Origin of the sequence: Maricurvus nonylphenolicus, from assembly GCF_042854845.1 — a bacterium.
Classification (GTDB): Bacteria; Pseudomonadota; Gammaproteobacteria; order Pseudomonadales; family Cellvibrionaceae; genus Maricurvus; species Maricurvus nonylphenolicus.
Genome location: NZ_AP031498.1, coordinates 3,295,863 through 3,322,699 on the forward strand (window position 1 = coordinate 3,295,863; position 26,837 = coordinate 3,322,699).

A 26,837-nucleotide genomic window follows, 5' to 3' on the forward strand; every position below is an offset into this window, starting at 1 on the left:
GCCCTCAGTTATTATTGCTCTGGCCTACCCTATTTTGGGTACAAACAGGTGTAAGCATAATCGAAAAAAGCAGTTCAAGAATGTAACCGCGATAACAGACTCGGCTAAAAATAAAAAAGCGGCCCCCAAACGAAGGCCGCACCAAGCGAGAGCTCAACGTATCACTACATTGAGGAGAGAACTGTTAATAACAGTTAAGTAGCGTTAAAAACGATACAGACCTTCAATACCCAAGGTACGTGGGCGCATCATATTGACGAACAAGCCACCATTAGACTGGGTAACAGGCGCTGCGTAGGAAAATACCTCACGGTCCGTAAGGTTTTTACCGGTCAGGGCTATCTGCCAGGAATCATCAGCGGCGGCTAACGCAATGCGACCGTTAAAAATCGTCATGGCCGATTGCTCGGAACGCGGATCCAAATCACCGGAGGCGTAATGGTTATCTTTGAAGTTGGCATCCAGGGTGGAACGCAATTCCAAACCATCACCTACATAGGTAACGTGATTAGCACTCAGGTTAACTGTCCACTCTGGTGTGTGCAGGTTTTCTTTGCCGGTGTAGTCGCAGTTATCAGCAGATACAGGGCTAGCCGGTAAGCTGCCAGCGCCGTTACAGGCACCCGCTTCGTAATCCAGCCATTCGAAGTCAAGGTAACCCAGGCTACCGGTTAGGGTCAGGCTTTCGGTCGCACGCCAGCGGCCATCCATTTCCAAACCGCGCACTCGAGCTTCACCAGCATTTTGTACGGCGTAACCAAAGGCTCCGTCAAATACGCTCACCTGCATATCGGTGTAGTCGGTTTGGTAAAGGGCAACATTTAATTCAGCGGCACCGTCTAGCAAGCTCATCTTGGCACCAATTTCGAAGGTTTCTGCCTCTTCCTGATCGAAGAAGAAACTGTCACCGCCTAACTGAGTACCGGATTTGCCCGGGAATGCTGCCGCAGTTGTCCAGCCGTTAATTCCGCGAGCATCGTAACCAGCGGCCTTGTAACCTTCCGAGTAACTGGCGTACAGCATAATGTCATCGGTGATGTCGTATTGCAGGTTAATGCTGGGGGTCCAGTTATCTTCGTTGTAATCATCCTTAAGATTGTGGTCAGCGATATTGAATTCGTTGGCAACAATATTTCCTACACTGCCTACGACAGCTACAGGAATATCATCCAATGAAACACCTGGCGCAGCTGTGGTAGAAAAGGCTTCCTGAATACGCTCGCCTTCTTTTTCATCGCGGGTATAACGCAAGCCAAGGTTTAAACGTAGCGCGTCATTAATATTCCAGGTTACCTGCCCAAAGGCTGCATAGGTTTCAGACTCCTGAGCAAAGTCACGATTGATGGTTGAATCCAGCAATCCAACAGGTAAAACAACAGCGCCCAACTGATCCAAACCAATAGTCGATACCGTTAAGGTCGCATCTTCCTGGTATTCCTGCTCCGAGGTTTGGTAGAACAAACCAACAATGTAATCAATGGTCTCACCACCGGGCGAGGTTAAACGTAACTCCTGGCTAAACTGATCAAAGTCTTCCGCCATATTCAGGGATACCACATCCACTTCGGTGGCATCACCGTCGTAGTTGTCTTCGCGGTATTCGTATTCACTGTAAGCAGTAATCGACGTCAGAGTATGATCACCCAAACTGTATTCGAGATTAAGCACATAACTGTCGTTATCGAATTCCAGCTTGTTATCAGCATCCGCCCACATATCATGATCAATATCCGTAGACGATTGCTGTAGTGCACCATGAGTACCTACAGTAGTAAGGAATGGATACGCACCGAGATCAATGGCAGTCATTGGACGCCCCTGACGCTCCATACGTGATACTTCCGCTTTAAACGTGGCAACCAAGTCACCGGCACTCCAATCCAACGTTAAACGTGCCGCCTGCTCGTCCAGTTCTGGCGCATCTTCATTGCGGGTTTTATTGTCCATATAACCGTCTTCCTGACGATCACGTACCGCCAAACGAGCACGCAGGCTATCCGTTAACGGGCCAGAGACGTAGGCATTAACTTCAGTTTCATCAAACTCAGGCACATGCCCCAGGCTGACCATGCCTTCAAATTCATCGGTAGGTTTGGCGGTAATCAGACTAACGGCACCGGCAATAGAGCTTTGACCAAACAGAATACTCTGCGGGCCACGCAAAACTTCAACGCGCTCCAAATCCATAAACGCAGCACGTGATTGCAAACTGCGACCGGTATATACACCGTCGGCATAGGTACCTACGGATTGCTCAAAACCCTGGTTAGAACCGGAGCCGATTCCGCGAATAATTAATTGCGGCGATAAGCCACCATCCACAACACGCAAGTTGGGCACGTATGCAGAAAGATCGGCCAGATTTTCAATGCCCGCTTCAGACATTTTTTCTGCGCCCATAGCAGATACCGAAATGGGAACATCCTGCAGACTCTGCGCACGCTTTTGCGCGGTCACAATAATTTCTTCCAGTGCAAAGGCGGAGTCATCTTGCGCGAAAACGGCAGGACTACCTAGTACAGATGCAGACAGTGCTGCGGCTAGCAGGTTAGGTTTAAATTTGCTTGGGTTTGATGCTCTCATCCAAGTTTCCTCTCACAATTATTATATTGAGCCCTTTGGCGGGCCTTATTGGGGTGTTGCTGGTAAAAAATTAAAATCAGGATTTACGACAGGAAGCTGTCATCCAGATGCTGCATAAGCTGATACAGGGGTTGGAAGTTTGCCCAGCGCACCAACTCAGTACCGTTGTACTTACGGGTATGCACAGCTGTGTCGTGATCGATTTCGATGGGTTCACCAGCGGCTTCCGCCAGCAGCTGACTGCGACAGGCACTTTCCATCGCCAGGAAGGTTCCTACAGCAATATCAACAGAAGTGCCGACGGTAATCAGGCCGTGGTTTTGTAAAATACCGGCGGGCATATCACCCAGCGCTTCACAAATTTCATCGCCTTCGCGGGTTTCTTCCACCACGCCCTGGAAGTTGTGATAGATGGCGTGGTTCTCATAGAACATGCAGGCGTCTTGTGATATCGGTGTCAGGTGTTTTCCCAAGGCACTGAAGGCACGACCATAAGGTGAATGGGAATGTGCCACCGCATTCATATTCTCGTTATTCGCATGCAGACGTGAATGGATGGCAAAGGCAGCGGTATTCACCAGTGCACGGCCTTCAACCACCTGGCCGTCATGATTCACCAACACCAGATCAGAACTTTTGATCAACGAGAAATGCATACCCACCGGGTTTACCCAGAAGTGATCTTTTAATTCCGGATCGCGCACACTGATATGGCCCGCCACACCTTCATCGAATTTCAGATAACCGAAAATACGAAAGGCTCCAGCCAAACGCTGTTTGATATAGGTGCGCTCCGCCTCAACAGTCGGGAAGCTCTGTGGCGGTAAGGCCACGGGGGAATCTTGCGTATCCACACTGCCAATGGTGGTACGTTGCAACTCTGCTTCGATGCTCATCGTCATAATCTTCCTCAATACAGCCTGGGGCCGATAAATAGCGTGAGAAAGATGCTATGCCTGCCTTAACAATGACTCAAATGAATTATTATTTGATAAATCTATTAATTTTATACATAGTTAAACCCAGCCTAGACACCACAAGGGCTTTGCTCTCCATTACCCTGCAATAGACGTAGATACCCATGGCTAAACTCGACCTGAATTTAATGGCTGTACTCGAAGCAATTTACGACGAGGGCAATACCTCACGCGCCGCTGAAGCCCTGTACTTAAGCCAATCGGCTGTCAGCCACGCCTTAAACCGGTTGCGCAGCCTTTACGATGACCCGTTATTCACCCGCCAGGGCCATATGATGATGCCCTCCCCCCTAACAGAGCGGGTTATCGTGCAGGTTAAACAGGGCTTACAGGAATTACGCAGAAGTGTGGATGATGCCCATACGTTTGACGCTGCCAACCACCAGCAAACCTTTCAGTTAAGCCAGCGCGATGCGATGGAAACCCTGTTACTGCCCATCCTGATGGAGCGTATTGAACAACGGGCACCGCAAATCAGGCTGAATTCGACCCACTCCACCCCACCCAATCTGGTGGAGCAATTAACCCAAGGCCAGGTCGATCTGAGCCTGGAGCTGGAACTACCGGTTCCAGAACACCTGCACCATATCTGCCTGTTTAAAGACCCGCTGATTGTCGTCGGGCGCAAGGGTCACCCCTTCTTTGAAAACCCGGATTCGCTGGAAGCATTTTTACAATACCCTCAGGTACTGGTATCCCCCCTGCTTAATGCCTCGGAGTGGATTGATATGGCACTGGCCAAGAAAGGCCTGCAGCGTAATGTCACCTTGCGCTGTTCAAGCTACCCCAGCGGCATTCATTCCCTGCTTAAATCCGACAAACTGTCGATCATGCCGCGCGGCTATATTGAAGCCCAGAAAACCCTATTACCCCTGCAAACCGCGCCTCTGCCCTTTGCTTCACCGGCGATCGAAATACATATGTACTGGCACCAGCGCCACCATCACGACCCAGCCCATCGCTGGCTCAGAACACAACTGGTTCATAGCCTAGAGTCACTGGATACCATCAGCCTGGAGCCAGACTTGGCGCAGCTCGCACTTCAGTAATTTGATCGCTTTACCAACTTGCGACATCAGAACAAATCATTTATTGTCACAAATGATTATTTACAGGTGTTTCGATGTCTTCCCCCTCTAGCAACCCAGCCCTGCACGGCAACCCGTTTAGCAGCTTTCTGCGCTACGCCATCCCCTCGATATTGGGTATTTTGGCGATGTCGACGGCCTCAGTTATCGACGGCATTTTTATCGGCCGCTTCGAAGGCAGCCAGGCACTGGCCGCAATTAACCTGATTATTCCGGTGTTAAGCGTGACCTTTGGGGTGTCCTATATGCTGGCGGTGGGCAGCTCGGTGACGGCAGGAAAATATGTTGGTGAAGGTAACTTAAAAGCCGCCAATAATATTTTTAGCAAGGCACTCATCGCCAATATTATCTACGGCCTTATCCTGTTGGGCGCAGGTTTACTCGGCAGCCAATTGCTGTTTCGCGCTTTAGGTGCAGAACCAGAACTCTTTGCGCCCATGCAGGATTACTTCGGCACACTGGTATTCTTTTTACCGTTTCAGGTGGCTACCGCCCTGTATTACTTTTTTGTGCGTATCGCTGGCTACCCGAGTTTGTCATCCATTGCTCTAGTGATCGGCTCGCTAACTAATTTGCTGTTGGACTGGTGGCTTATTGGCGTCCGGGGTGAAGGCCTGGTCGGGGCCGCACTGGCTACGGGTATATCCAACCTGGTAACACTGGGTATCCTGCTAACCTACCGATTTAGGAAAGATGCCTGGCTGCGCTTTGTGCCTCGCCAACAAAACTGGCGTGAACTTTTTCAGTCCTGCTTTAACGGCTTGTCCGAATTTATTAACGAGATCTCAGCCGGTGTCGTGACCTTTATTCTGAATCTGGTGATCATCAATAAACTGGGCGTTGCCGGAGTCGCTGCCTTTAGTGTTGTGAGCTACAGCCTGTTTGTTGGTTTACTGCTTTCCTTCAGTATTGCCGATGCCCTTCAGGCTTTGTGCAGTCAGTGTTTTGGGGCGCGCGACAGGCAACGACTCAATCAATTTATTACCATTGCTTTCGCACTGATAACCGTTAGCGCGACAGGCTTTATTGCCTTATTACTCAGTAATGGTGAAGCCATGGTGCAACTGTTTATCAGTGATAACACCGATGATTTAACCCATATTGCCCTGGGTTTTATCGCCGTACTTTGGCCAGTATTTTTATTTAATGGCCTTAATGTCATGCTGTCTGCCTATTTAACGGCAACCCACCATGCAAAATCCTCTGCAGCCATTGCCCTGCTGCGCAGCCTGGTTCTGCCGCTAACACTGTTAACGGTGATCACCCTATTATTCCCGGAAGCTCCGTTTATGCTCGCCATTACCGGCGCAGAAGCCCTGACGTTGGTGATCGCGCTGCTGCTGTTTTATCGCTTTAGACCCAACAGGCTATTGGCTGACGAGCCCAGCACACAACAACAGGATGCCGCTTCCTATTCGTAGCTTGTCGCGCTAGTCTATATTTCATAATAACGACATATAGCAGCGCAGTTTATGCTCCGAATTCTGGGTGCCCTTTTATTACTGATCCTAGCCTTTAGCACACAGACAAGTGCAAGCATCCCAGACGAAAAAGTCACCGATAGAACGCTCAATCTATGCTATTTCAAATGGCAGCCCTACGGCCACAAACTGGATGCCAGACCAGGTACTGATGTTCAACATAGGGGGATCGCTGTCGACGTCGCTCGTAAAGCCGCTGAACTGCAGGGCAAACAGGTTAATCTACATCAGGAGCCCTATAAACGCTGTGTCGCAGCGGTAGCTGAAAACCTTTACGACGGTACCATCTACTACGTACCCAACTACGATATTGGTATCCACCGGGTGCAGGAAAGCTTTATGGGCCATGTTGCCGCGTTTTTTGTCCACGCCGAAAGCCCGCACCTGGGCTATGAAGGCCTTGAACAATTCTCCCGGCAAACGGTTGCTGTGCTTCGCGGCGGTAGCAGTGTTGCCTGGTTACAACAAAACCCCGACCTAAATCTGTACAAGGTAAACCGACAGGATTATTTATGGCAGATGGTCCGCGGTAAGCGGGTTGATGCCAGTATTGACGACTATCTCACCATGCGCGCTATCGGCAAGGTCGCAGACACCAGCGTTAGAGCACTTCGCCCAATGGCTCGCTATGCCCCCACCTATATGGGATTTTCCGAGAAGAACAAACATGAAGTTTCCGCCTGGAACCAGGCGATACAGCAGCTAAAAAGCAATGGCGTGATGGATAGAATTTACCTGGATCACATCTATATCAGCTATAGCGAACTGCAGGAAAGACTGGCCCCACTGAAGGAAAAAAGCAGGGCCTACAATCAAAAAGCGACCGCCGACAAATAATGGTTTACCCATTAACCCTGCGCCGGTGCAACACCATTTATTAACGTGTTGACGACTAAATCACTGGCATCATTTCGGGCAATCTCACCATACTCCAACGACAACCAAGCCGCGTAAATCAGGGAGTCAAAGGCCGAGGCAATCCAGCGCGTAGACACCGCGGGGGATATATGCCCCTCGGCTTTACAGGCATCAATCAAGTCATGCAGGCACGACATCTGGCGGTTATACATGCGATAAATTTCAGGATCGTCGAGCATTTCCCAAACGAAAGACAAAAACTGATAGCGATTGGCCATTGGCAACAGCGTGGCCGCCAATTTACGCAACTTTTCTGCCGCGCTCACCTCTTCAGCCAATACACCTTCAATCACCGAGGAGGTATCCTGCAGAGAGATCTGCGCCAGCTCTTTGATTAAATCATCACGCTTGCGGAAATAGCGGTGAATAGTTGCGCGCCCCACCCCTGCTGCTTTGGCAATATCTTGTAGGGAAGCTCCTGGCAAACGTACCAAGGTGCTGGCAGCCGCATCCAGGATCATACGATAGGTTTCTTCTGGCTTACCCAAGTTGTTGCCTCAATCCATGTCTAAAGTGAGACATATTTTGCTCAAGTAAGCCATTCGGTGCAAGCTCTGCCTGCCAAGCTGGCACCGAAAATTTAGGACATGCCGTTAGTATGCTCTTCAAAATGCGGCTCCATCCGCTCTCTTACTGACACCATGGACTCACCATAGGCCTGCAATAATTCAACACCGTAAGCCAATCGCTTGTGCAAATAACTCTCCCGACGTTGCAACTCTTCTGTTGACGTCTCTCCGTCTACCCAAAGCGCTTCAACATCACGCAAGATGACATGCTCAGGCAAATACAAAAGGCGCGAGTTTTTGTAGCTGCTGCTGCGCAACTCAGTGACAACAAAAGCCCCGCCATCCCCGGCCGAGATAGCGACCAATAAAGCTGGCTTGTGAGCAAGCTGCTTGTAACTACACCAGAGAAAGAGATTCTTTAGCGCGGCTGGCGCCATGCCGTTCCATTCTGGAGCAACAATAACCAGGGCATCGGCCTGCGCTAATTGCTGGCGTACAGCTTTAACCGCTGGATCACCAAACCCTGTGCCATTCCATTCCGGCAATGGGGTTTGGTGTAAATCAATAATTTCGGCGCTACCGGCAAAGAACCTGCTATTAATCAACTCACTGATACGGGCACTTTGGGAGCCCGCCCGCGGGCTCCCTGACACTATAGCGACCTTCATGCAGCACCTTCAGCAGCCAGAGTATTAACCGCCTGCTTTTCCGCTGCCTTTTTCTGCTTCTGCTCTTGCTCCCAGGCCCAGGTGGGCGACTTCCACAGCAACTTCAAGCGGTGCGACCAGCTGTCGGCGTGCCACATGCGAGAGAACAATTTGGCGTAACCATGGAAGTACACTTTTAACGGGTTAACACTATTGATACGAGGGAAAACACCGTAACGTACTTCCTCTTTCTCTTCGGCAAAGGTACCAAACATACGATCCCAGATAATAAAGATACCGGCGTAGTTCTTATCCAAATACTGGCGATTAGTCGCATGGTGCACACGGTGATGCGAGGGGGTATTCATAATCGCTTCGATAGGACGCGGGAATTTCTTCACGGCTTCGGTATGCAACAGGGTTTGATAAACCTGAACAAAGATTTCACTAAAGAAAATCAACAACGGGTTAAAGCCCAGTACCGCCAGCGGCAGATGGAAAAACAGCGGGAAGAAACCATCCAGCGGACCATGGCGATAAGCCACAGAAATATTAAAGTGCGGAGAACTGTGGTGAACGGTATGCGTTGCCCAACCAAAACCATTCACATGCAGGAAGCGGTGCTCCCAGTAATAGGCCAGGTCCGCCAGGATAATACAACCGATAATGGTGTAACCGGTGATAGGCAATTGGGTGATACTGAAGTGCTCATACACCACATAGAAAACCGTCACGTAAAATAACGCGGCCATGACAGAGTTGATGGTGATAGTTGCCGCCAAGGTGATAAAGTTGGTAATGGAATCCCCTAACAGGTTCCAGGTAACTTTACTCATAAAAGCGTAGCGCAGCAGTTCGACAATAAAGACGGCAAACGCCAGCACAAAGGACCAGTTATCAACCCACTGCTCCATGTAGTAAATCTGATCTTCAGTAAAAAGCGTTGTGAGAAACTCCATCACAATAACCTCTTGTTAAAACAATGTTGGCCTAAAAAGAAATGTTGGGCTAAAAAGAAATATTGGACGCGGCCGCCTAGCTGCCATAAAGCACATAAATCGCGCTGGCGATAACCTGGCCAGACGTATTCACGGTATGCTCTTCAAGAATCGCTTTAACGCCACGATCGTAGTTGAGCTTTTCCCAAGCCCCGGCAATCTCTGACTGACTACGCTTACCCTCTTCCAGCAAGGTAGCATAATTACCGGCAGGTACACTGGCCGCGACAGAACCTTCGCCACGTAGCGCTTCGACGTTGTAACCAATGGTCACATCTGCACGGGAGTAGTCGTCGTTAAAGTTGTCATACAAGGTATAGGTACTCACATGCATACCGTTCAAGCGATTATGCAAATCGTAGCGATCACCAAAATCTACCCATAATTCCTGAGCACCTGCCAGGGTAACGTTGCGGGTAATACCTTCCATCTTAAAAGCGTCAATACGCTTGTTCAGATCATTCTCTGTAACAGCAGGTATTCCAGCCTGAGGGGCTGGGCTTTTGGCTAGGTCTTTCACTTTGCTGTCTTCTTGGGCGCTCGCTTGGGCCTCTTCTTGAGCTTGGGCCTGACCGCCAGGGTAAGCCCAGGCATTACCAGGCTGATAAACCACGCCAAACCAAACAACAGCAACAATAAATGCAGAAACGACAATAGAACTAGGAAGATTCATAGATAAAAAACCATCATTTGAGACATTTTTGTATCGTACACACAAAAAATTAGATCCGCAACAACAATCTCGAACGATCGATCAAATTTATAATTGATAGTATCGGCGCCAAAGCATGCAGACAAGCGCCAATTGATTGATTTTTAGACAGTTTTTTTATGGATATAACAAGAAACCGCCCAGGAGGGACTAAAAGTCATAAAAGGCTAAAAAGACAGGTCAGATAGACCAAAAGAACTGGCAAAAACAAGAAAGACGCTGAAATCAATCTTCCAGCGTAGACAGGAGAAGTTTGGCAGACTCGATGGCGGCCTCACGATAACGCCCGCTTAACTCCAGGGTATCCATGGCATCAGCATTAAAATAGATGCCGATGATCGCCACAGCCACCATAAAACAGCGATCACTGCTCACAGATGGATAATCAGCCTGAATAATGTCGCAAGCCTTCTGTACAAAGTTGTCGTACCAACCCTTAAGCTTTTTCTTCACTTCCGGGTAGATGGCGGAACAGGAAATCAACGCATCGGCGACAAGAATCGTCGAATCATCTGTTCGCGAGGGCTCAAAAAAGGCATCAACCATTGCTATCGACCTGCCCTCTTCCGGCAAGTCGTTAATCATTTCCTGCGTAAGACTTTCTGCTTTGGCCACAAACCTGTCGGTAAGTGCCTCCACCAGCTCATCCCGGTTGCCAATATAGTAACGCAATAGGCTACGTCTTAAGCCAGACTCCTCGGCAATACGCTCCAATGAAGTTCCTTCAACGCCGAAACGCGCCACACAACGCTCGAAAGCATCAAGGATTTCTTCGGTTCGCTCTGCTTTTACACTGGGTCTGGCCATGCTTAAAAATTCCAAATTGTCAGATTTGACAATAATCGATCCAGCACGTAAATTCAATATTGTCAAAAAAGACAACTTTAAAATTTATCCCTATGTGAGTACCGCCGATATGCCACACCACCATTTGACTGCAACCCCATTTTGGAAGCACCTGAGAGCCCCGAAACATTGGCGCAGCATGCTGGCAATCGCCATGATGATTCTGGCTACAATGACAGGCTATTACTCTATTCTGGGCTTACTGTTTTTATGGTGGATTCTGCCGGCCATTCACTTTGGCGAATTGCACTTTGTTGAAGTGATTAATATCCGCCGGGATCCGGTGATGTTCTGGGTGATGTCGACCTTCTGGATTGTGACCAGCCTGGCGATGATTTTGTGGGATTTATATATGTTTACACTTTATATATTTCACTAATTTTTTTACGCAAAAAAAAGAAAGGGCCTTTAAGGCCCTTTCTTTTTGTCTGTAACGTCTATGCCGCTCTTTTAGAAACGAGCACCAAAGGTCAGACCGACCGTGCGCGGCGCCGATACCGTTGAGTAACTGGTACCTGCCGTAGCGATAAAGGCCGTGGAGTTAGAGGTAATAATGACCTTGTCTTCCAGGTTTTCTACGAACGCTGTGGCGTAGTACTGCTGTGTTGGTGAAGTCCAGGACAGACGCAGGTTGGTTTTCCAAACATCATCCACTTTACCGGCTTCACGGTTAACCACGTCGGTGTAGTACTCATCGGTGTACACCCAATCAACCTGTGGTGTCAGGTAACCGAAATCACCGATATCGAAGTCGTAGGCAATGGCACCGTTAAAGGTAAAGTGAGGTGCGTAGCGGAATTCATTGCCATTAATGTCTGGAGCTGTAGGGTCAAAGTCAATCGAAGGCGCTTTACGAACTCGCGATTCCACCCAAGATGCGCCAAGACTAATATGAAGGTTATCGACAAGCTCACTGGTAATTTCAATTTCAGCCCCTTCAATACGAGACTTCGGCACATTAAATGTGACGTTATCTGGGAAGATTCCACCCGGCAGAACGGCAGCCAGGATTGCTTGGAAATCTTCATAGTCATAATAGAAGTAACCCACGTTAGCAATAATACGATTGTCGTACCAGGAAGATTTAACCCCAACCTCATAGGAGGTTAATTTCTCAGGATCAACTTCTCGTAAAGTAGCTGTAGTGGCGCCATCAAAACCACCGCCCTTAAAGCCAATAGAGTAATTGGCATAAGCCAGAATATCGGAACTTAAGCGATATTCAACACCAAGCTTACCACTCCAGGCATCCCAACTTTCATCTGCTTTATCAGACTGTGTACCACTTTGAGGACAAACACCATCGGCAAGAATTAAGCCTGTGGGATCGGTAAGCACTGCATTATTTTCAAACTTGGCAGGGTTTTGTGGGTCCTGAACTAAAGTACAGCGACGGGCGGTACTTTGAATATCTTTTTCATCACGCGTGTAACGCAAACCAAAAGTCGCACTCCAATCATCAGAAATTTCGTACTTGGCGTGGGTAAACAAAGCAATACTTTCAAGATCCTGAGAGTACTTACCGTTTGCATAGAGTGAAGGATCACCATCAGGGATCAGATCCAATTGCTGCAAAGTTCGAACACCTTGCGACACAGTCAAAGAGTCAGAACCAACCAGCCCCGGATTAGCCGCAATGGCTGCAGCAGTGAAAAGACCACCATAACCGAGTGCAGCATCAACCGCGTCTACATCCATACCCAATACTGCCGACAAGGAATCTGAGCCTTCGCTCACTGCTGACAAATCATACGCCGCAAGGCTATCGACATTTTCTTTCAGGAAAAACAAACCACTGACGATATCCAGACGCCCCATAGTGGCGTGAAGGCGAAACTCCTGACTAAACTGCTTCTGATCAGTAAACGCCTGGCTATGGGATAAACGAGATGTACTGGCATCTTCGTCGTTTTGATACAGCATATCGTGATCGATATAGCTGGTAATGGACGTCAAACTCAGATCGTCATTGATGTCATACTCAAACTTAACTGTTGCGCCAAGCGTTTCTGCTTTTTCGCGGCGTTTGTAATCCTGGTTGAGGGTGATTTTCCGGAAATCATCCGCTTTACCACCAGCTGCCATAAGAGGATCAAAAGCATTAACCGGCAAGGTATTGTGAAAAACGACCGGAGTGTTATCAATTTTTTGGTATTGCAGTTTGATCTGCATATCCAAATCTTCGGTTAGCTGGAAATCTACAATGCTACGTGCAGCCTGAACATCCTCTTCCTGAACGTCATTACCAAGCTGATCTTCGACATAACCGTCACTGCGGTTACTGGCCAGCGCCAGACGACCGTAGATTTTATCCTGAACAATGGGGCCCGAGATAAAGCCTTCAATACGCTCACGATTGTTCTCACCCACAGTCACTTCAAAACCCGACTCAAAATCTTCAGTAGGCTGCGCTGAGATCACCTGCATGGCACCAGTAGTAGAGTTACGTCCAAACAGCGTACCCTGAGGACCACGCAGAATTTCCACCCGATCCAAGTCGAACATCGCAAAACCATGGGTCTGCACATTGTTCAACAGCATACCGTCACTATAAACACTCACCGGCGTATTAGAGATCGCAGTAAAGTCGGTATTACTTACCCCCCGCAAACTCAGAATAGGTGCCGCCAGGCCGAAGTTACCATCCACAGCCTGTAGGTTAGGGGTTTGTGCACTCAGATCACTGGTACGCGCAACGTTAACTGCTTTCAGTGAATCCGCATCGAACGCAGTCATGGATACAGGAACATCCTGTACAGACTCAGCCCGGCGCTGAGCGGTTACCACGATTTCTTCGATTTGTGCCATGGCTATATCAGCAGTCAGAACTGAAGTCGCTAGTGCAGCGGCCAGGGGTAAACGAACGAAGCGCTTGGAGCTTGATGAAGTCATGAAGACTCTCCTCTTTCTCTATTTTTTATTTTATGGCCGCTTAGTACAGGTGATAAACCTGCTTCTCTCCTGAGCAAACGACCATTTAAAGGCTCTTATTATCGGCTCTTGACATCAAAGACCGAACGTTCGATCATGATCGTCAGATCTGACTATAAAACAAAAAATCACATTTGGTCAAAGGTCAGACAAATTAATTTTTTTAATTAAATTCAAGTAAATAAGGGATTTTATTTAAAATCAGTGAGTTAGGTGTCATTTTAAATGATATACAGAAAGCGGGATTTGACGTCACCTACCTAAGGTATGGTGAACATTGAACAAGCGATCAGTATTATATGGATGCAGGCCCAAAGCCTGTGTAACGTCCTCTAACCCACAGGGATATAACAACTAAGCAATACCGTGTGGCAAAGCACACACGGCGATATGCCTACGAGGTCGAAACGCAATGAAAATAAATACCACTAACTACAGTAACCGTGAGCTGCTCGCTCTTATCCTGATCGGGATTACCGGTAGCGCCGCGGTCAACATCCTGCCCTTTATCGTCAACGCCTTTGCCAATTCTGCAGAGTTGAATGTGGCCGAAGCCTCGGAAATTGCATCGATAGAACTGCTGGGCTTGAGCATTACAGGTATTTGTTATCGTTTCTGGAAGCAGCTGGGCAGCGCCAAAACCCAGGTCATGCTGGGCATTATTCTCTACTGCCTTGGCAATCTGGCTCTGGTGCTGACCACCTATATCGGCGAAGGCTTTTCGACCTGGGCAGTGTGGCGTCTGGTCGCCGGTATTGGGGCAGGCATGGCCAGTGCGGTGGCCTTTGCCGCCATAGCCCGGCAAAACAACCCCGATGGCATTTTTGCCATCCTGGTATTCTTCCAGGTACTTTGGTCCGCACTGGGCTCGTTTTTAATGCCAATACTGATGGAAACCATCAGTTGGAACTCTTCGTTCAGCTACATCCTGCTGTTTGGCCTGATAGCCCTGGCAGTGGCTTATCTGTGGAGCCCGGATTACAACCAGGAGGTCTACCGCTCCAGCGATGCGGTGTACAGCGAAGATGCCTTCAACCAAACACTGATTCTGGTCGCCTCCGGCATCTGGTATATCGCTTTGGGTCTATTCTGGGGAGATTCGGCCCAGACCGGCGACGAGATTGGTGCCAGCCCGGTGTTGATTGGAACCATTTTCGCGTTCGGTTACCTGGTTAGCCTGAGCGGTAACGGCATCGCACTGTGGCTGTCTTATCGCACCGATCGCAAGCTGCCATTGATGATCAGTGGCGCCATACATGCAGGCGTGTATATGCTGTTTACCCTGTCTGAGGTGTTCGCTGACGTGTACATGTACACGTTTGCGGTATTACTGTTCTCATTGAGCTGGGCAGTCTTTACCCCCTTCCAGATCGGCCTGTTCAGTAGTGTAAAATCCGATGGCAGTTTTGCCACCAACTTCCTGCCCTGCTCCATTGTCGGCATTTTGATTGGTACAGCCCTGGGCCCGGTGTTCAATAATGATCAAAAGCTGTGGCTGGCGATCATTTCCATTGCCGTCTGTCTGGCCCTGTATCAGTGGTATATGCAGCGCCAAAAGTACGGCATGAATGAAATGCCAGACTCGTCTCTGGATTACTAATCACTTCACCCCCAACTTTGGTTGTGAGTAGCCATCAAATGCCCCTACTCACAACCAAAATGCTGGCAGCTTATTCAACGGACGACTATGCTTAACGAAAAATACAACAACGCACGGTCTCCTATCCTGACGCTATGCTGCAACAGCTTAGAGCCCCATTATTCAAGCGGCTGATACTTTCCCTGCTACTCGCCTTTAGCGTTGTACTCAGTGCACGGCTGTTTGTACGTATCTATTGGGAAATCCCCCAATACCTTTCCATGGAAATGCAGTCTGACCAGCGCGCAGCTGCCCGGGTTGAAAGCGCCCTGGAATCTCGTATCGGTGAACTGATTACATTGTTTTTACCCTCCAGCGCATGGGATGAGATGCATCACTATGCTCTCGAACCCAACCAGGCCTTTATCGATACGTACTACAACACTCAGGATTGGAGCGCGAGTTTTACCGACGGTGTTTTTTTACTCAATCTGAAGAAAGACATTCTGTGGCAGTATCAATCCAGCTCATTAAAACAGGCCGCCGATTCAGCAGGCTTAAACCAACAGGCTATTGAAGCCTTGGCCCGAGCCCAGGCATCAGGCCCCAATGCCCTCTCTCCAGAAAACTTTCCAGCAGGCCTAAGTCAAAGCTTCGAAGCCCCCCTCGCATTTGTTTCTCTACCGATCTATCCCAACAATTACAATGGTGAGGTCTCAGGATTTATCGTTGCATGGGATTATCTTGACTCAGATACCCGCACTTACCTGCAAGATATTTTGCAGACAGACTTCACCGTTACTGCCCTCACCGAAGGCGAGCCAATCCCACCTGACCTGTTTGCCGATTTAAAGCGCAACAATCAGGATCGAATTCGCTGGAGCATTGATGACCATAAAGGTGAACCCGCCTTCGTGGCAGAACTGCACCTGGCCGAGCGTCGCTTTAATGACAACCTGATAAATCTCACCACCGTTATCGAAGCTGTTGTTGCCCTGATTACCTTTGCCTTGCTTGCCCAGACACTAACGCGCTATATCATTTCGCCAATCCGAACCCTGCGCAACAATATGGAAACGATTCATCAAACCCGCGATTACAGCGCCCGCATAAACAGCCATCGCAGTGATGAGTTTGGTGAACTTAGCCGGGAGTACGACGCTTTACTGGAACATATTCAGCACCAGGAAAGCGCGTTGCGTGCCTCCAACAATGAACTGTTGCAACTCTCCAATATGGATGCCTTAACCGGCATTGCCAATCGTCGTGCTTTTGATAGCTTTTTGCAAAACAGCCAGGACCTGCTGCCTGTGTCATTGTTGTTGATGGATATCGATCACTTTAAACAATATAACGACCACTACGGCCACCAGGCAGGCGATAACGCCCTGCAAGCGGTCGCCACCGCCCTGCATCGCAACAGCCATTCATCGACCGACTTGGTTGCCCGTTATGGCGGTGAAGAATTTGCCATTGTGCTGACCGGCACGCCACAACGACAAGCGCGCCAAGTGGCCGAAAGAGTCTTAAATGCGGTAAGAAAACTGGGAATCGAACACGCATTATCGAATCATAAATGCGTGACACTGAGTATCGGTATCGCTACCGCGGAGAGCAATTTCTCCGCAGAGGAATTAATAAAGCAGGCAGACGACGCGCTCTATGACGCGAAAGACCAGGGGCGAAATCGGGTATGCGTGTTAGCGAGCTAACACCACCTCAACACGATTCAGACCTGTGCGTTTACTACTCGGCGCCAGGCCTCCAACACCATGCACCGTCAAACGCTCAGCTTTGATGCCTTGCGCAACCAACTGATCTTTAACCGCCTGGGCATAACGCTGTGAATCCTGTTGCTGCTGCTCGAACGAACCCACCCCATAGTCGTGCCCCACCAAATGTACCTTGGCGCGCGGGCGTTGACGTAACGCATCAACAAGACTCTGCAGTTGCGCCTCAGGAATCACAACGCCATTAGCATTAACTCTAAGCCCAGGAATCGTATAAGCTCTACCCGCGATGATAGATTCAATAATCGTCTTAGGGTTCGCTGCAACAGCCTCCGCTTCAGCAACGGCTATTTGATCAATCTGGGTATAGCTACGGCGATTGCCGCGAGTCACACTGTAAAGCGCCACATAGACAGGCCCTTTACCATCGCGCATTAACTCAAAAGCGGCATACCACTGATGCTGATCCAGGCCATAGAGCTGCTTAATACCAAAACGATTATTTGCCCAGCTGTTACTGCTGCCACAATCGCGGGCGTGACAATAAAATAATTCCCGTGCACCTTGGTTAACCAACTGCTCGCGGTAGAAACCAAACACCTCTTCGGCAGAAAAACCGCGCTCCAATTCCAACGTCTTTCTGGATAACTCGCCACTTAAACGCTGTTCACGCTCCGCCAGCCATTGATTGTTGGCCTTTTTTAAAGCCCCCAGGGTCAAGCGGTAATCATCGGTACTGGTCGATGACTCAAACATGATACGGGCTTGAGGAAAATCACTTAATGATTGTGCGGCCTGCACCTGAAATGCCAACAATGCCAGCAAACCCGCCGAAACAACTCTGCAAGCCATCCCCTTAACCCCTATCCTTTTAAGCATATGACCTTATCCTTATTTTCCCTCGGTGAATAACGGTGTGAACACGTCTGCGATTTTCAATGCCTGCTCTTCCATATGCAAATGGTGACCACCCGGCAGCACTGTTACCTGAATATTATTGAACTGGGCAATATCTTCCTGGTAATCCGCAAAGGCGGTAGTGAGCCCTTCTTTGGCAATAATCAAACGTACCGGAGCCGTTATACGTTTTACAAAGGCTTCAATATGCGTTTCCGTTAACTTAAACGCCGAAGCAGTGCGCAGATGCGGACTACTGCTCCAGGTATAACCACCCTCTACGGGTTTTACACCACGTGCCAGCAACGCATCGGCAGACTCGGAACTGTAACGCCATTTACTATTGAGCAATGCGGTTTTCATTTGCTCGACGGAATCGTAAACCTTGAACCTGACCTTCTTGGGGTTTTGGTTATCCTCGATGGATTGCGCCAACTGTGCGGGAGCATCGGATGCTTGTACCGCTGGCGGCCACAGGCCATCGATCAAACCCACTGCCAGAATACGCTCAGGAAAGGTGCCCGCCGTCAATGTAGTCATAATGGCACCGCGGGAATGCCCCATAACATTAAACTGCTGCCAACCCATCTGGTCGGCAACCGCATAGATCTCACTGATATCATCGAGAATATTGTAGGGGCGAATACCGGGGCGATGATCAGAGCGACCATGGCCCGCCATATCCAAGGCTATCACATGACAACCTTCCAGCCTCGGCGCCAGACGATAAAAGCTGGCGGCATTGTCCAACCAACCATGCAATGCCAATACAGGTGCACCACCGGGCTCACCCCACTCCAGCGCATGGAAGGTCATCTCGTTGTAGGTAAATGTCCGCTCTTTCGGCGTAGCTAACGCCATAAACACCTCTCTTTCAGGGCTGTTTTAGCCACAGTAATTCTCCGCAGTCCGCAGCAACCACCTCGGTCTCAAGCGCTGCCAGCGCACTGGTGCCCATCACTTCCCGACCCGGCTCCAAGCCCGCCAGCCAATTAACAAAACGCCCTACCAAAGGCTGATGACTGACAATTAGCGGAGTTTCACCCTCAAGGCGCTCCACCAGTCCTGCCATGTTTTCCAGGGAGTGCTCGGGGGTGATATTGGCTGCCGTTTGTACTGGCAAGCCGAGGATTTCAGCAGCGATTTCTGCCGTTTGCTGAGCTCGATCATAGGGGCTGGCGTGAATAACCGTCACCTCCCCCAAAGCCTCCTTGGCTGATTGCAGAATCGCACGGGTTTCTGCCTGACCGCGAGGGGTTAGTTGCCGATCGGCATCACTGCCCATACTGAAGGCGGCTTCGCCGTGACGCAAGATAAACAGCTTCATTGGTCTACTCCCCAATTGCCCTGCACTTCGCTAACGGATACCTATGATTCAGTGTAGTCGGTTGCTACTGGAGCCTCAGGCCAATCACTAAAGGGGAACGGCTTTTCATCGCTGTTATAGCTGAGAAATTGCAGGCTTTGGTAGATAAAAGTCGATAAACCATGGCCGAAGTCACGCAACTTGCGATTATCCTTGCCGGTAATTAGAGAGAAGACAAACTGCAGGGCGACGACAAACCACATCACCAAAACAGCCAATTGCAGTAAACCAGCGAATAACAGCATAAACACCAAGCGCAGCCAGTGTTTGCTCGATAACAGATTGGATTTTATTTGTTCATCCATGGTGGCGTCCCTGTATAGTCTGTGAAGTAAAGGTTTTCGTAGATATTATGTAGACATCAGTTCTTGGTCTGAAATTCCACATCGGTATTCTGTTCACCCATCATCAGCTTGCGGGCAATATGCTCAACACCCACCCCTTCAAACAAAACCGCATGTAAGCCGGTGACCAGTGGCATATAAACACCCAGTTCTTCGGCTTTTTGTTTGACGATGTGTACGGTATTCACACCTTCGGCAACCTGACCAATCTCTTCTACGGCCTGCTCCAGGGTTTTGCCCTGGCCTACCGCAAAACCAACACGGTAGTTACGGCTCAGATCCGAAGTACAAGTAAGGATTAAATCGCCCACACCGGCCAAGCCCAGGAATGTCATGGCATCAGCGCCCATATGGGAGGCAAAACGTCCCATCTCCGCCAAACTGCGGGTTAGCAACATGGCTTGGGTGTTATGCCCTGTACCCCATGCGGCGGCCATACCACAGACAATGGCATAGATATTTTTCAGTGCCCCGCCCAACTCGACGCCGTAACGATCGTGGTTACTGTAGACCCGGAAACTGTCGGAACAGAGAATGTTCTGAATACACTCGATAACCTGCTCATCATCACTGGCAATAACCGATGCGGTTTGCTGCTGCTGAACAATCTCTTTGGCAAAGTTGGGGCCGCTGAGGACACCTATATGCACATCATCCAGTTCCTGTTCCAGTATTTGGCTCATCAGGGTAAAGCTTTCCGGCTCGATCCCCTTGGTAGTGCTTACCACAATGCTGTCGGCCTTCAGCAACGGAGCGACCTTGCGGGTTACATCGCGGAAAGACTTGCTGGGTACGGAAATAAACACAACATCACTGGACTCAACAGCGGCTTGCAGATCGGCTGTGGCTATCAGGTTGTCATTAAGCTTATAGCCAGGCAGATATTCGGGGTTTTCACGAATGTCCTGGCAGCGTGCTGCACGCTCGGCATCGCGCATCCACAAGTAGGTTTTGTGGCCATTAACGGCGATGATATTGGCGATTGCGGTACCGAAACTACCACCACCCAGTACGGCAATCGTTAACTGATCTGTCATAGGATTCTTATTATCTACTCTCAAGCTATCATTATAGGGAATTGGTTCTTTAATACCAAAACCTAATACCTATAAGGCCCAATAAACAAAAGGCCCCCATACAAAAAAGCCAGGGTAACCCCTGGCCTTTTGCGTTTTTATGTCGACAGCAAATTAATGGCTTAATTCCAACAACAGCTTGTTGAGTCGAGCAACGTAGGCAGCTGGATCATCCAGCTGACCACCTTCTGCCAGGCTGGCCTGGTCAAACAGGATTTCAACCAGATCCTTAAAGCGATCTTCATCACTTTCCTGATCCAGTTTTTGCACCAGCGGGTGCTCTGGGTTCATTTCGAACACAGGCTTGGATTCTGGCAGAGCCTGACCGGCCTGCTCCAGAATACGGCGCATTTGCGCACCCATATCGTGCTCACCCACCACAATGCAGGCCGGAGAGTCGGTCAAACGATTGGTAACACGTACCTCTTCGACCTTATCTTCCAGGCTGTCTTTAACACGCTTAACCAGATCTTCGTGCTGTTTGGCAGATTCTTCCTGAGCCTTCTTATCCTCTTCGGTATCCAGCTCACCCAGATCCAGGGCGCCTTTACCAACATCCTGGAACTGCTTGCCACCGAACTCCATCAGGTGACCCATCAGCCACTCGTCCACACGGTCGCTTAACAACAGAACTTCAATGCCCTTCTTGCGGAATACTTCCAGGTGCGGGCTGCTCTTGGCGGTGTTGTGGTTTTCGGCGCAGATGTAGTAGATCTTTTCCTGACCTTCCTGCATACGCTCGATATAGCCTTCCAGGGTTTGATCCTGCTCTGCACCAGAACCGTTGGTAGAGGCAAAACGTAAGAGCTTGCCGATCTTTTCCTTGTTAGCGAAATCTTCGGCAGGGCCTTCTTTCAGCACCTGACCAAACTCTTTCCAGAACTCGGTGTATTTCTCGGCATCATTTTTCGCCAGCTTGTCGAGCATATCCAGCACGCGCTTGGTCAGCGCACTGCGCATAGCATCGATATTAGGATCCTTCTGCAGGATCTCACGGGATACGTTCAGAGACAGGTCATTGGAATCCACCACACCTTTGATAAAGCGCAGGTACAACGGCAGGAACTGCTCGGCGTCATCCATGATAAAGGTACGTTGCACGTACAACTTCAAGCCGCGAGAGGCTTCGCGGTTATACATATCGAACGGTGCTTTAGCGGGCAGGTACAGCAGACTGGTGTAATCCAGCTTACCTTCCACACGGTTGTGGCTCCACTTCATTGGTTCGGTAAAGTCGTGGGAGATATGTTTGTAGAATTCTTTATATTCGTCTTCGCTCACTTCGCTGCGTGAACGGGTCCACAGTGCGGTGGCGGTGTTGATGGTTTCATCTTCCGGCTCTGCAGGCTGCTCTTCACCCTCAGCGGCTGGCATAGGCTCCTTGGTCATCACAACCGGCAGGGAGATATGGTCAGAGTACTTCTTGATCACGCTGCGCAGACGCCAGCCATCGGCAAATTCTGCACCATCGTCTTTCAGGTGCAATACGATTTGCGTACCGCGAGAGGCTTTCTCAACAGTCTCGACGGTGAATTCTGCTTCACCAGTACAGGACCAATGCACGCCCTGCTCTGTACTTGCACCGGCACGACGGGTAAATACGTCAACCTTGTCAGCAACAATAAAGGCAGAGTAGAAACCCACACCAAACTGACCGATCAGCTGGGAATCTTTTTTGTCATCGCCGGACAAGTTAGACAAGAACTGAGCAGTACCGGACTTGGCAATAGTCCCCAAGTGCTCAACCACCTCATCGCGGGACATACCAATACCGTTATCGGTAATGGTGACCGTCTTGGCCTCTTTATCGAAGTCTACACGGATGTTTAATTCCGCATCATCTTCATACAGGCTGCTGTCAGACAGAGCCTCAAAGCGCAGTTTATCGGCGGCATCGGAGGCGTTGGAAATCAACTCGCGCAGAAAAATCTCCTTGTTGGAGTACAGCGAGTGAATCATCAGGTGCAGCAGCTGCTTGGCTTCGGTCTGGAAACCACGTGTCTCTTTATGGGCTTCAACGGTCATCGTTGTGAAAACTCCTTCAGCAACATGTTTACTTTTTATACAAGCCGATCATGAATACCGGCAAATTCTGTCGTTGAAGCAGAAATGGGGACGGCCATAGGCCTTTTCAAGCCCTTTAAATTGAAGGACTCACAAGAAAGCTAAAAGCCATGAAATGGCGAGAATAGATGACCAAGATTTAAACAGCCCAGAGACTGACCCTGATAGGTAAAACAGGCCCGGCTATGCTGTCGTAACCTGGGTGGCAGTGCCTGTAGATCGAGAGCCTGCTCGGCTGAGATACCAACCAAAGTGGGCGGCCGCGTCACAGCGAGTGCCCCCAGCCCCATTCCCTGGCTATCTCCCCCACCCTGTAATTCATAAGCCACAATAGCCAGACCGGAAACCTCTGACGCCAAAGACGATTTACTCGAAACAAAATCCTGTAGTAGTTGTACGGCTTCCAGTAAGGGAATTAATTGCCCCTGCCAATGAATACACCTGTTGCAATAGTCTGGCGCTCCAGGCACCTGAATCAGCTCGTAATCAGTCTCCAGATACTTGAGTTCGTAGCGGCCTACCGCAACACAAAGATGCTGAGACAGATGAAGTAACCAGGCTTCTCCAAGCTGCTCTACGGAGGTTTGCGGCAGCACGGCACTCTGAGCTTGGGACATTAGCCTCCTCCAAACAGTGAAGGCTGCTGGGTTAATCGTGATGCCGAGGGTATTAGTTGATGCGCAGCATCGATTTCGGCAGCCCCAATCCCGATGAGATAGCGATAAACATCTGCAGGGAATACCAGCCCCACGGCTTGCTGTTTATTAATCCAAACATGTGAAACCAAGCCATCGGCCGTACACATTACCTGCGGCAAACGCAGTAGCTCAATATCTTTACTAGGCAGAATCGTCAGATCGAAACATACAAGTCCGAAGGTGTGACCTTCTACCCGCATCTGCAGGATACCCGCCTGTTTATTGCCTTCCCCGTAATCCAGCGTTCTTAGTAAGCGCCATTGATCATCAAGCTGATATACCGGGTGACGGCCCTGCGGCTGATACACATAACCCACCGCTCGGTCCTGCGAGTTACTGTGTCCCTCGGTAACTTCAAGCGCCGACAGGGTTTCCAAACTAAAATGCCGATCTAGCGGCAACAATAAGCGACGCTGGTTAAGACGAATATGAACCAGGGATTCACCGCACTCGATCATTAAGAGGCCATTTGGGTTTGAATGGTTTGCGCCAACTCATCTTCTGAATAGGGCTTGGGTAAGAACTGATTAACCCCGACTTCATTGGCCATACGGCGATGCTTTTCGGTATTGCGAGAGGTGATCATAATCACCGGCACCTGTCTGGCTTGCTGATGAGCACGTACATGGGCAGTTAACTCCAAACCATTCATGCGTGGCATTTCCAAATCGACCAGCATTAAGGTGGGAACCTGCTCTTCAATCACATGAATCGCCTCAAAACCATCCTTGGCGGTACGCACATCCATGCCCAAATCGGTCACAAACTCCGACAGGGAACGCCTGACACTGAGAGAATCATCCACGACCAATGCCATCGGACGACCTCCAGGATTGGGCAATTCCTCTGCGGTCGAGATTTTCAACTGGTCATCAACCTCCAATTGGCTTACCCCGTGATTCAGTAACTCTGCACTGTCGATCACCGGCGCCACACAGCCATCACCTAAAACGGTAGCACCGACGATACCGGGCAAGTTGGGGGTAAATTGATTTAGCGGTTTGATCACCAGCTCACGGCACGCACTGATATCATCAACCAACAAACCATAGAGAGGATCCCCAACACGCTCGACAAGTAACAACACACGGGCTCGCGACGTATTTATCTGCTGTTGAGCAAACTGCAAATGCGTATCGAGCGATTCCACAGCAATCAGGTCTTGGCCATCAAAGTATCCGCCCTGAAAATCAATTTGATCCACATCCTTGGGCTCCAGATAAATAATTTGCTTAACGCCACGCGTTAGCAAAGCAAGTGATCGTCCAGCCGCTGAAATTAATAAACCGTAACCCGACTGCATACACTGGGGAAGCGAGGCGCTAAAACAGCAGCCCTGCCCGGGCGTCGAGGTTACACTTAAACTACCACGACACATCTGCAGCTGAGAGACCACCGCATCCAGGCCAATACCGCGACCTGATAGTTGGCTGGCCTGATCACGGGTAGAGAAACCTGACCGCAGAATAAATTGCTCAATGACGTCATCACTCAACGTTTGTTCATCGACATCTTCGGCCAGCAGCCCCTGACTTATCGCCTGCGCCACAATCGCCTGGCGATCGATACCGCCTCCATCATCCTGACAGTTGATAGTTAAACTACCACCTAACTCTTTTACCTGTAACTGAATGTTTCCCTGGGATGATTTACCTGCTGCCTGCCTGGACTCAGGGGACTCAATACCATGATCGACGCTATTGCGTAACAAATGCATCAAGGGATCTGCGAGTTGCTGCAGCACCACACTATCAACCAGGGTTTCTTCCCCTTCGATAGAAAAGTGAATATCTTTTTCTGCCTGGCGCGAGGCCTGACGCACACAACGCTGCAAACGGGATTCCAGCGTTGAAAATGGCAGCATCCGTGCGCGCAATAACAGCTCATGGTTATGCCGATTACGCTGGTGCTGTTCTGCCCCCAAATCTTGAATCTGCAACAAACCATCCTGTGCTTGTAATGTCTGCTCACGGGCATCGGTAGCCAGTTCTAACAACTGGTGAGCAAAGCTGTGCATCTCGTTATAGTGCTCGAGCTCTAACTGGTCCAAACCGGATTCGGTAAGGGCAAATGAAACGCTATCGGGTAATTCCTGAACGGCGCCCAACTTCAAGCTTTTGCGGCCAAACACATTTTTAACATCAACCAATAGTTGTAAATCATCGGCCATATGGCGTAACTGGTTTTGGTAGTTTAAAACCTGCTGCAAATACTCGGCTAGTTGATACAGACGGGTTTGCAGTTGAGTCTCTGCAATAATATTTTCGCCAGCAAAACGCTGTAACTCATTAAACTGACTACGACCGATCCTGACATCCGACTGTAACTGTCCCGCCACATCAACCGTTTCAGAAGACGGCGACAATACCTGCTCTGTCGCTTTACCAGCTTGTTCTGTCGGCCCTACACTTGCAGCCCCATCAGGATATAGGGTATCGACTAATACCGAATCATCTACTTGCACGCCCACCTTATCGATATGCTGAGCGCAGGCAACCAAGCGGCGCATAACGGACAAGGCCTCTGGTGGTGCAGGTAACTCATGCGAGCGTGAAAACACCTCGCCATTCAACAGTAAATCCGTCATCGCCGACAGGCAATCGGCGGTTTCCAATAAGAAATCCGCCAAAACGCTTTCAGGCTGGCAATCGGCCCTTTCAATCTGCTGCAGAATCTCTTCTGTATAATGCATTAAATTAGCGATGCCTTTAACACCGACTACATTTGCAGCGCCCTTAATGGTATGAGCAATTCGTTGCCCAACCAGCAACAGCGACAGCTCTCCCCTGCTTTGATAATCGAGCAGTGATTGGGTAAAGGTTTCACATTGCTCCGGCAATTCAATCAGCAAACCTTCCAACAGCTCTGGCCTGACATCATCATCCAAGGCTACCGATACCATGCCGATATCAACTTCAGTTGGCCTAGGTGAATCTGTTGGATTAGATGCAACTTCTTCAAGCTGTAGCTGCAGTAAGTTCCCTCTCAGCTCAATAGCAGCCTCCCCCAATCTGGTGTCAACCCAATCCGGCTCCCCCATAAAGATAACCAGGTCATCCACAGCTGCTTCAAGCTGCTGTGGTTCGTGGAGGTATTGCAAATAACCGAGAAAATGTATTGGCCAGGATTCCAACAGCTGACGCTGAGGGTTGTGAAAACTGTCGAGTTTATCGTGCCACTGGGTGAGATTATTGACTATTTGGCGACAGCATTGGCTCAACCCTTTGAGCCCCATCACTTCAGCCGCATTGGCAATGCATTCAGCCCTTTCAAGGTGCTTATCCAGCAGCGCCGTATCGTCTTGCGGCTCATCTTCAGCCAACACCAGCTCGGCAACCTCGTTGCGGATTAAGTCTATTAATTCCTGTTGTTCTGGGGTCATGGGCACAGACT

At 49.6% G+C, this 26,837-nt stretch carries 23 protein-coding genes; 6 read left to right on the forward strand and 17 right to left on the reverse strand.

Going from position 1 to position 26,837, the window contains the following annotated elements; genetic code table 11:
- Nucleotides 1-204: 204 nt before the first annotated feature.
- Both ACGHZ6_RS14445 and ACGHZ6_RS14450 read right to left on the reverse strand, forming a co-directional pair.
- Nucleotides 205-2,583, reverse strand: a complete 2,379-nt coding sequence (locus tag ACGHZ6_RS14445) for a TonB-dependent receptor (protein WP_390614682.1) — start codon at nucleotides 2,581-2,583, stop codon at nucleotides 205-207.
- A gap of 83 nt (nucleotides 2,584-2,666) precedes the next feature.
- Complete coding sequence (locus tag ACGHZ6_RS14450) at nucleotides 2,667-3,479, reverse strand: class II aldolase/adducin family protein (protein ID WP_390614683.1); 813 nt, start codon at nucleotides 3,477-3,479, stop codon at nucleotides 2,667-2,669.
- Between the two features lie 185 nt (nucleotides 3,480-3,664).
- On the opposite strand from ACGHZ6_RS14450, the gene ACGHZ6_RS14455 reads away from it, so the two are divergent.
- From ACGHZ6_RS14455 to ACGHZ6_RS14465, 3 genes are all read left to right on the forward strand, one after another.
- Nucleotides 3,665-4,609 (forward strand): LysR family transcriptional regulator, encoded by a 945-nt coding sequence (locus ACGHZ6_RS14455; RefSeq protein WP_390614684.1) that lies wholly within the window; start codon nucleotides 3,665-3,667, stop codon nucleotides 4,607-4,609.
- 74 nt (nucleotides 4,610-4,683) lie between these two features.
- Nucleotides 4,684-6,069 carry an MATE family efflux transporter gene (locus ACGHZ6_RS14460; protein ID WP_390614685.1) on the forward strand — a complete coding sequence of 462 codons (1,386 nt, stop codon included), beginning with the start codon at nucleotides 4,684-4,686 and terminating at the stop codon, nucleotides 6,067-6,069.
- Nucleotides 6,070-6,120: 51 nt separating this feature from the next.
- Nucleotides 6,121-6,966, forward strand: coding sequence for a substrate-binding periplasmic protein (locus ACGHZ6_RS14465; RefSeq protein WP_390614686.1), 846 nt, complete (start codon nucleotides 6,121-6,123; stop codon nucleotides 6,964-6,966).
- Between the two features lie 11 nt (nucleotides 6,967-6,977).
- Here ACGHZ6_RS14465 and ACGHZ6_RS14470 read toward each other — a convergent pair whose 3' ends face one another.
- From ACGHZ6_RS14470 to ACGHZ6_RS14490, 5 genes are all read right to left on the reverse strand, one after another.
- Nucleotides 6,978-7,535 carry a TetR/AcrR family transcriptional regulator gene (locus ACGHZ6_RS14470; RefSeq protein WP_390614687.1) on the reverse strand — a complete coding sequence of 186 codons (558 nt, stop codon included), beginning with the start codon at nucleotides 7,533-7,535 and terminating at the stop codon, nucleotides 6,978-6,980.
- Nucleotides 7,536-7,627: 92 nt separating this feature from the next.
- Complete coding sequence (locus ACGHZ6_RS14475) at nucleotides 7,628-8,224, reverse strand: NADPH-dependent FMN reductase (protein ID WP_390614688.1); 597 nt, start codon at nucleotides 8,222-8,224, stop codon at nucleotides 7,628-7,630.
- Complete coding sequence (locus ACGHZ6_RS14480; protein WP_390619171.1) at nucleotides 8,221-9,162, reverse strand: sterol desaturase family protein; 942 nt, start codon at nucleotides 9,160-9,162, stop codon at nucleotides 8,221-8,223. The genes ACGHZ6_RS14475 and ACGHZ6_RS14480 overlap by 4 nt, the downstream gene beginning before the upstream one ends.
- A gap of 76 nt (nucleotides 9,163-9,238) precedes the next feature.
- Nucleotides 9,239-9,874, reverse strand: a complete 636-nt coding sequence (locus tag ACGHZ6_RS14485) for a hypothetical protein (protein WP_390614689.1) — start codon at nucleotides 9,872-9,874, stop codon at nucleotides 9,239-9,241.
- A gap of 264 nt (nucleotides 9,875-10,138) precedes the next feature.
- Entirely contained in the window at nucleotides 10,139-10,720 is a 582-nt protein-coding gene (locus tag ACGHZ6_RS14490; RefSeq protein WP_390614690.1) for a TetR/AcrR family transcriptional regulator, read from the reverse strand.
- Between ACGHZ6_RS14490 and ACGHZ6_RS14495 the strand changes: the two genes are divergently transcribed.
- The gene (locus tag ACGHZ6_RS14495; RefSeq protein ID WP_390614691.1) at nucleotides 10,719-11,138 is read left to right on the forward strand and encodes a hypothetical protein; all 420 of its coding nucleotides are present in this window, start codon (nucleotides 10,719-10,721) and stop codon (nucleotides 11,136-11,138) included. The two genes, ACGHZ6_RS14490 and ACGHZ6_RS14495, sit on opposite strands and share 2 nt — an antisense overlap.
- Before the next feature lie 71 nt (nucleotides 11,139-11,209).
- Here the strand turns inward: ACGHZ6_RS14495 and ACGHZ6_RS14500 are convergent, their stop codons facing one another.
- The gene (locus tag ACGHZ6_RS14500; protein ID WP_390614692.1) at nucleotides 11,210-13,651 is read right to left on the reverse strand and encodes a TonB-dependent receptor; all 2,442 of its coding nucleotides are present in this window, start codon (nucleotides 13,649-13,651) and stop codon (nucleotides 11,210-11,212) included.
- A gap of 451 nt (nucleotides 13,652-14,102) precedes the next feature.
- Here ACGHZ6_RS14500 and ACGHZ6_RS14505 point away from each other — a divergent pair, with 451 nt between their 5' ends.
- Together ACGHZ6_RS14505 and ACGHZ6_RS14510 are read left to right on the forward strand one after the other, a co-directional pair.
- Nucleotides 14,103-15,290 carry an MFS transporter gene (locus ACGHZ6_RS14505; RefSeq protein ID WP_390614693.1) on the forward strand — a complete coding sequence of 396 codons (1,188 nt, stop codon included), beginning with the start codon at nucleotides 14,103-14,105 and terminating at the stop codon, nucleotides 15,288-15,290.
- Between the two features lie 134 nt (nucleotides 15,291-15,424).
- The gene (locus ACGHZ6_RS14510) at nucleotides 15,425-16,981 is read left to right on the forward strand and encodes a diguanylate cyclase domain-containing protein (protein WP_390614694.1); all 1,557 of its coding nucleotides are present in this window, start codon (nucleotides 15,425-15,427) and stop codon (nucleotides 16,979-16,981) included.
- Here ACGHZ6_RS14510 and ACGHZ6_RS14515 read toward each other — a convergent pair.
- From ACGHZ6_RS14515 to ACGHZ6_RS14555, 9 genes are all read right to left on the reverse strand, one after another.
- Nucleotides 16,970-17,851: a DUF4892 domain-containing protein gene (locus ACGHZ6_RS14515; RefSeq protein WP_390614695.1), complete on the reverse strand. Its 882-nt coding sequence runs from the start codon at nucleotides 17,849-17,851 to the stop codon at nucleotides 16,970-16,972. The genes ACGHZ6_RS14510 and ACGHZ6_RS14515 overlap by 12 nt on opposite strands.
- A gap of 39 nt (nucleotides 17,852-17,890) precedes the next feature.
- Nucleotides 17,891-18,757 (reverse strand): alpha/beta fold hydrolase, encoded by an 867-nt coding sequence (locus ACGHZ6_RS14520; protein WP_390614696.1) that lies wholly within the window; start codon nucleotides 18,755-18,757, stop codon nucleotides 17,891-17,893.
- Nucleotides 18,758-18,770: 13 nt separating this feature from the next.
- Entirely contained in the window at nucleotides 18,771-19,223 is a 453-nt protein-coding gene (gene sixA / locus ACGHZ6_RS14525; RefSeq protein WP_390614697.1) for a phosphohistidine phosphatase SixA, read from the reverse strand.
- Nucleotides 19,224-19,264: 41 nt separating this feature from the next.
- On the reverse strand, nucleotides 19,265-19,567 hold the full coding sequence (locus tag ACGHZ6_RS14530) for a DUF4389 domain-containing protein (RefSeq protein WP_390614698.1): 303 nt from the start codon (nucleotides 19,565-19,567) through the stop codon (nucleotides 19,265-19,267).
- 56 nt (nucleotides 19,568-19,623) lie between these two features.
- Entirely contained in the window at nucleotides 19,624-20,643 is a 1,020-nt protein-coding gene (locus ACGHZ6_RS14535; protein WP_390614699.1) for an NAD(P)H-dependent glycerol-3-phosphate dehydrogenase, read from the reverse strand.
- A 153-nt stretch (nucleotides 20,644-20,796) separates the two neighbouring features.
- Nucleotides 20,797-22,707, reverse strand: coding sequence for a molecular chaperone HtpG (gene htpG / locus ACGHZ6_RS14540; protein WP_390614700.1), 1,911 nt, complete (start codon nucleotides 22,705-22,707; stop codon nucleotides 20,797-20,799).
- A 140-nt stretch (nucleotides 22,708-22,847) separates the two neighbouring features.
- Complete coding sequence (locus ACGHZ6_RS14545) at nucleotides 22,848-23,363, reverse strand: hypothetical protein (protein WP_390614701.1); 516 nt, start codon at nucleotides 23,361-23,363, stop codon at nucleotides 22,848-22,850.
- On the reverse strand, nucleotides 23,363-23,902 hold the full coding sequence (locus ACGHZ6_RS14550) for a hypothetical protein (RefSeq protein ID WP_390614702.1): 540 nt from the start codon (nucleotides 23,900-23,902) through the stop codon (nucleotides 23,363-23,365). Before ACGHZ6_RS14550 ends, ACGHZ6_RS14545 begins: the two co-directional genes overlap by 1 nt.
- The gene (locus tag ACGHZ6_RS14555) at nucleotides 23,902-26,826 is read right to left on the reverse strand and encodes a response regulator (protein ID WP_390614703.1); all 2,925 of its coding nucleotides are present in this window, start codon (nucleotides 26,824-26,826) and stop codon (nucleotides 23,902-23,904) included. Before ACGHZ6_RS14555 ends, ACGHZ6_RS14550 begins: the two co-directional genes overlap by 1 nt.
- Nucleotides 26,827-26,837: the final 11 nt, after the last annotated feature.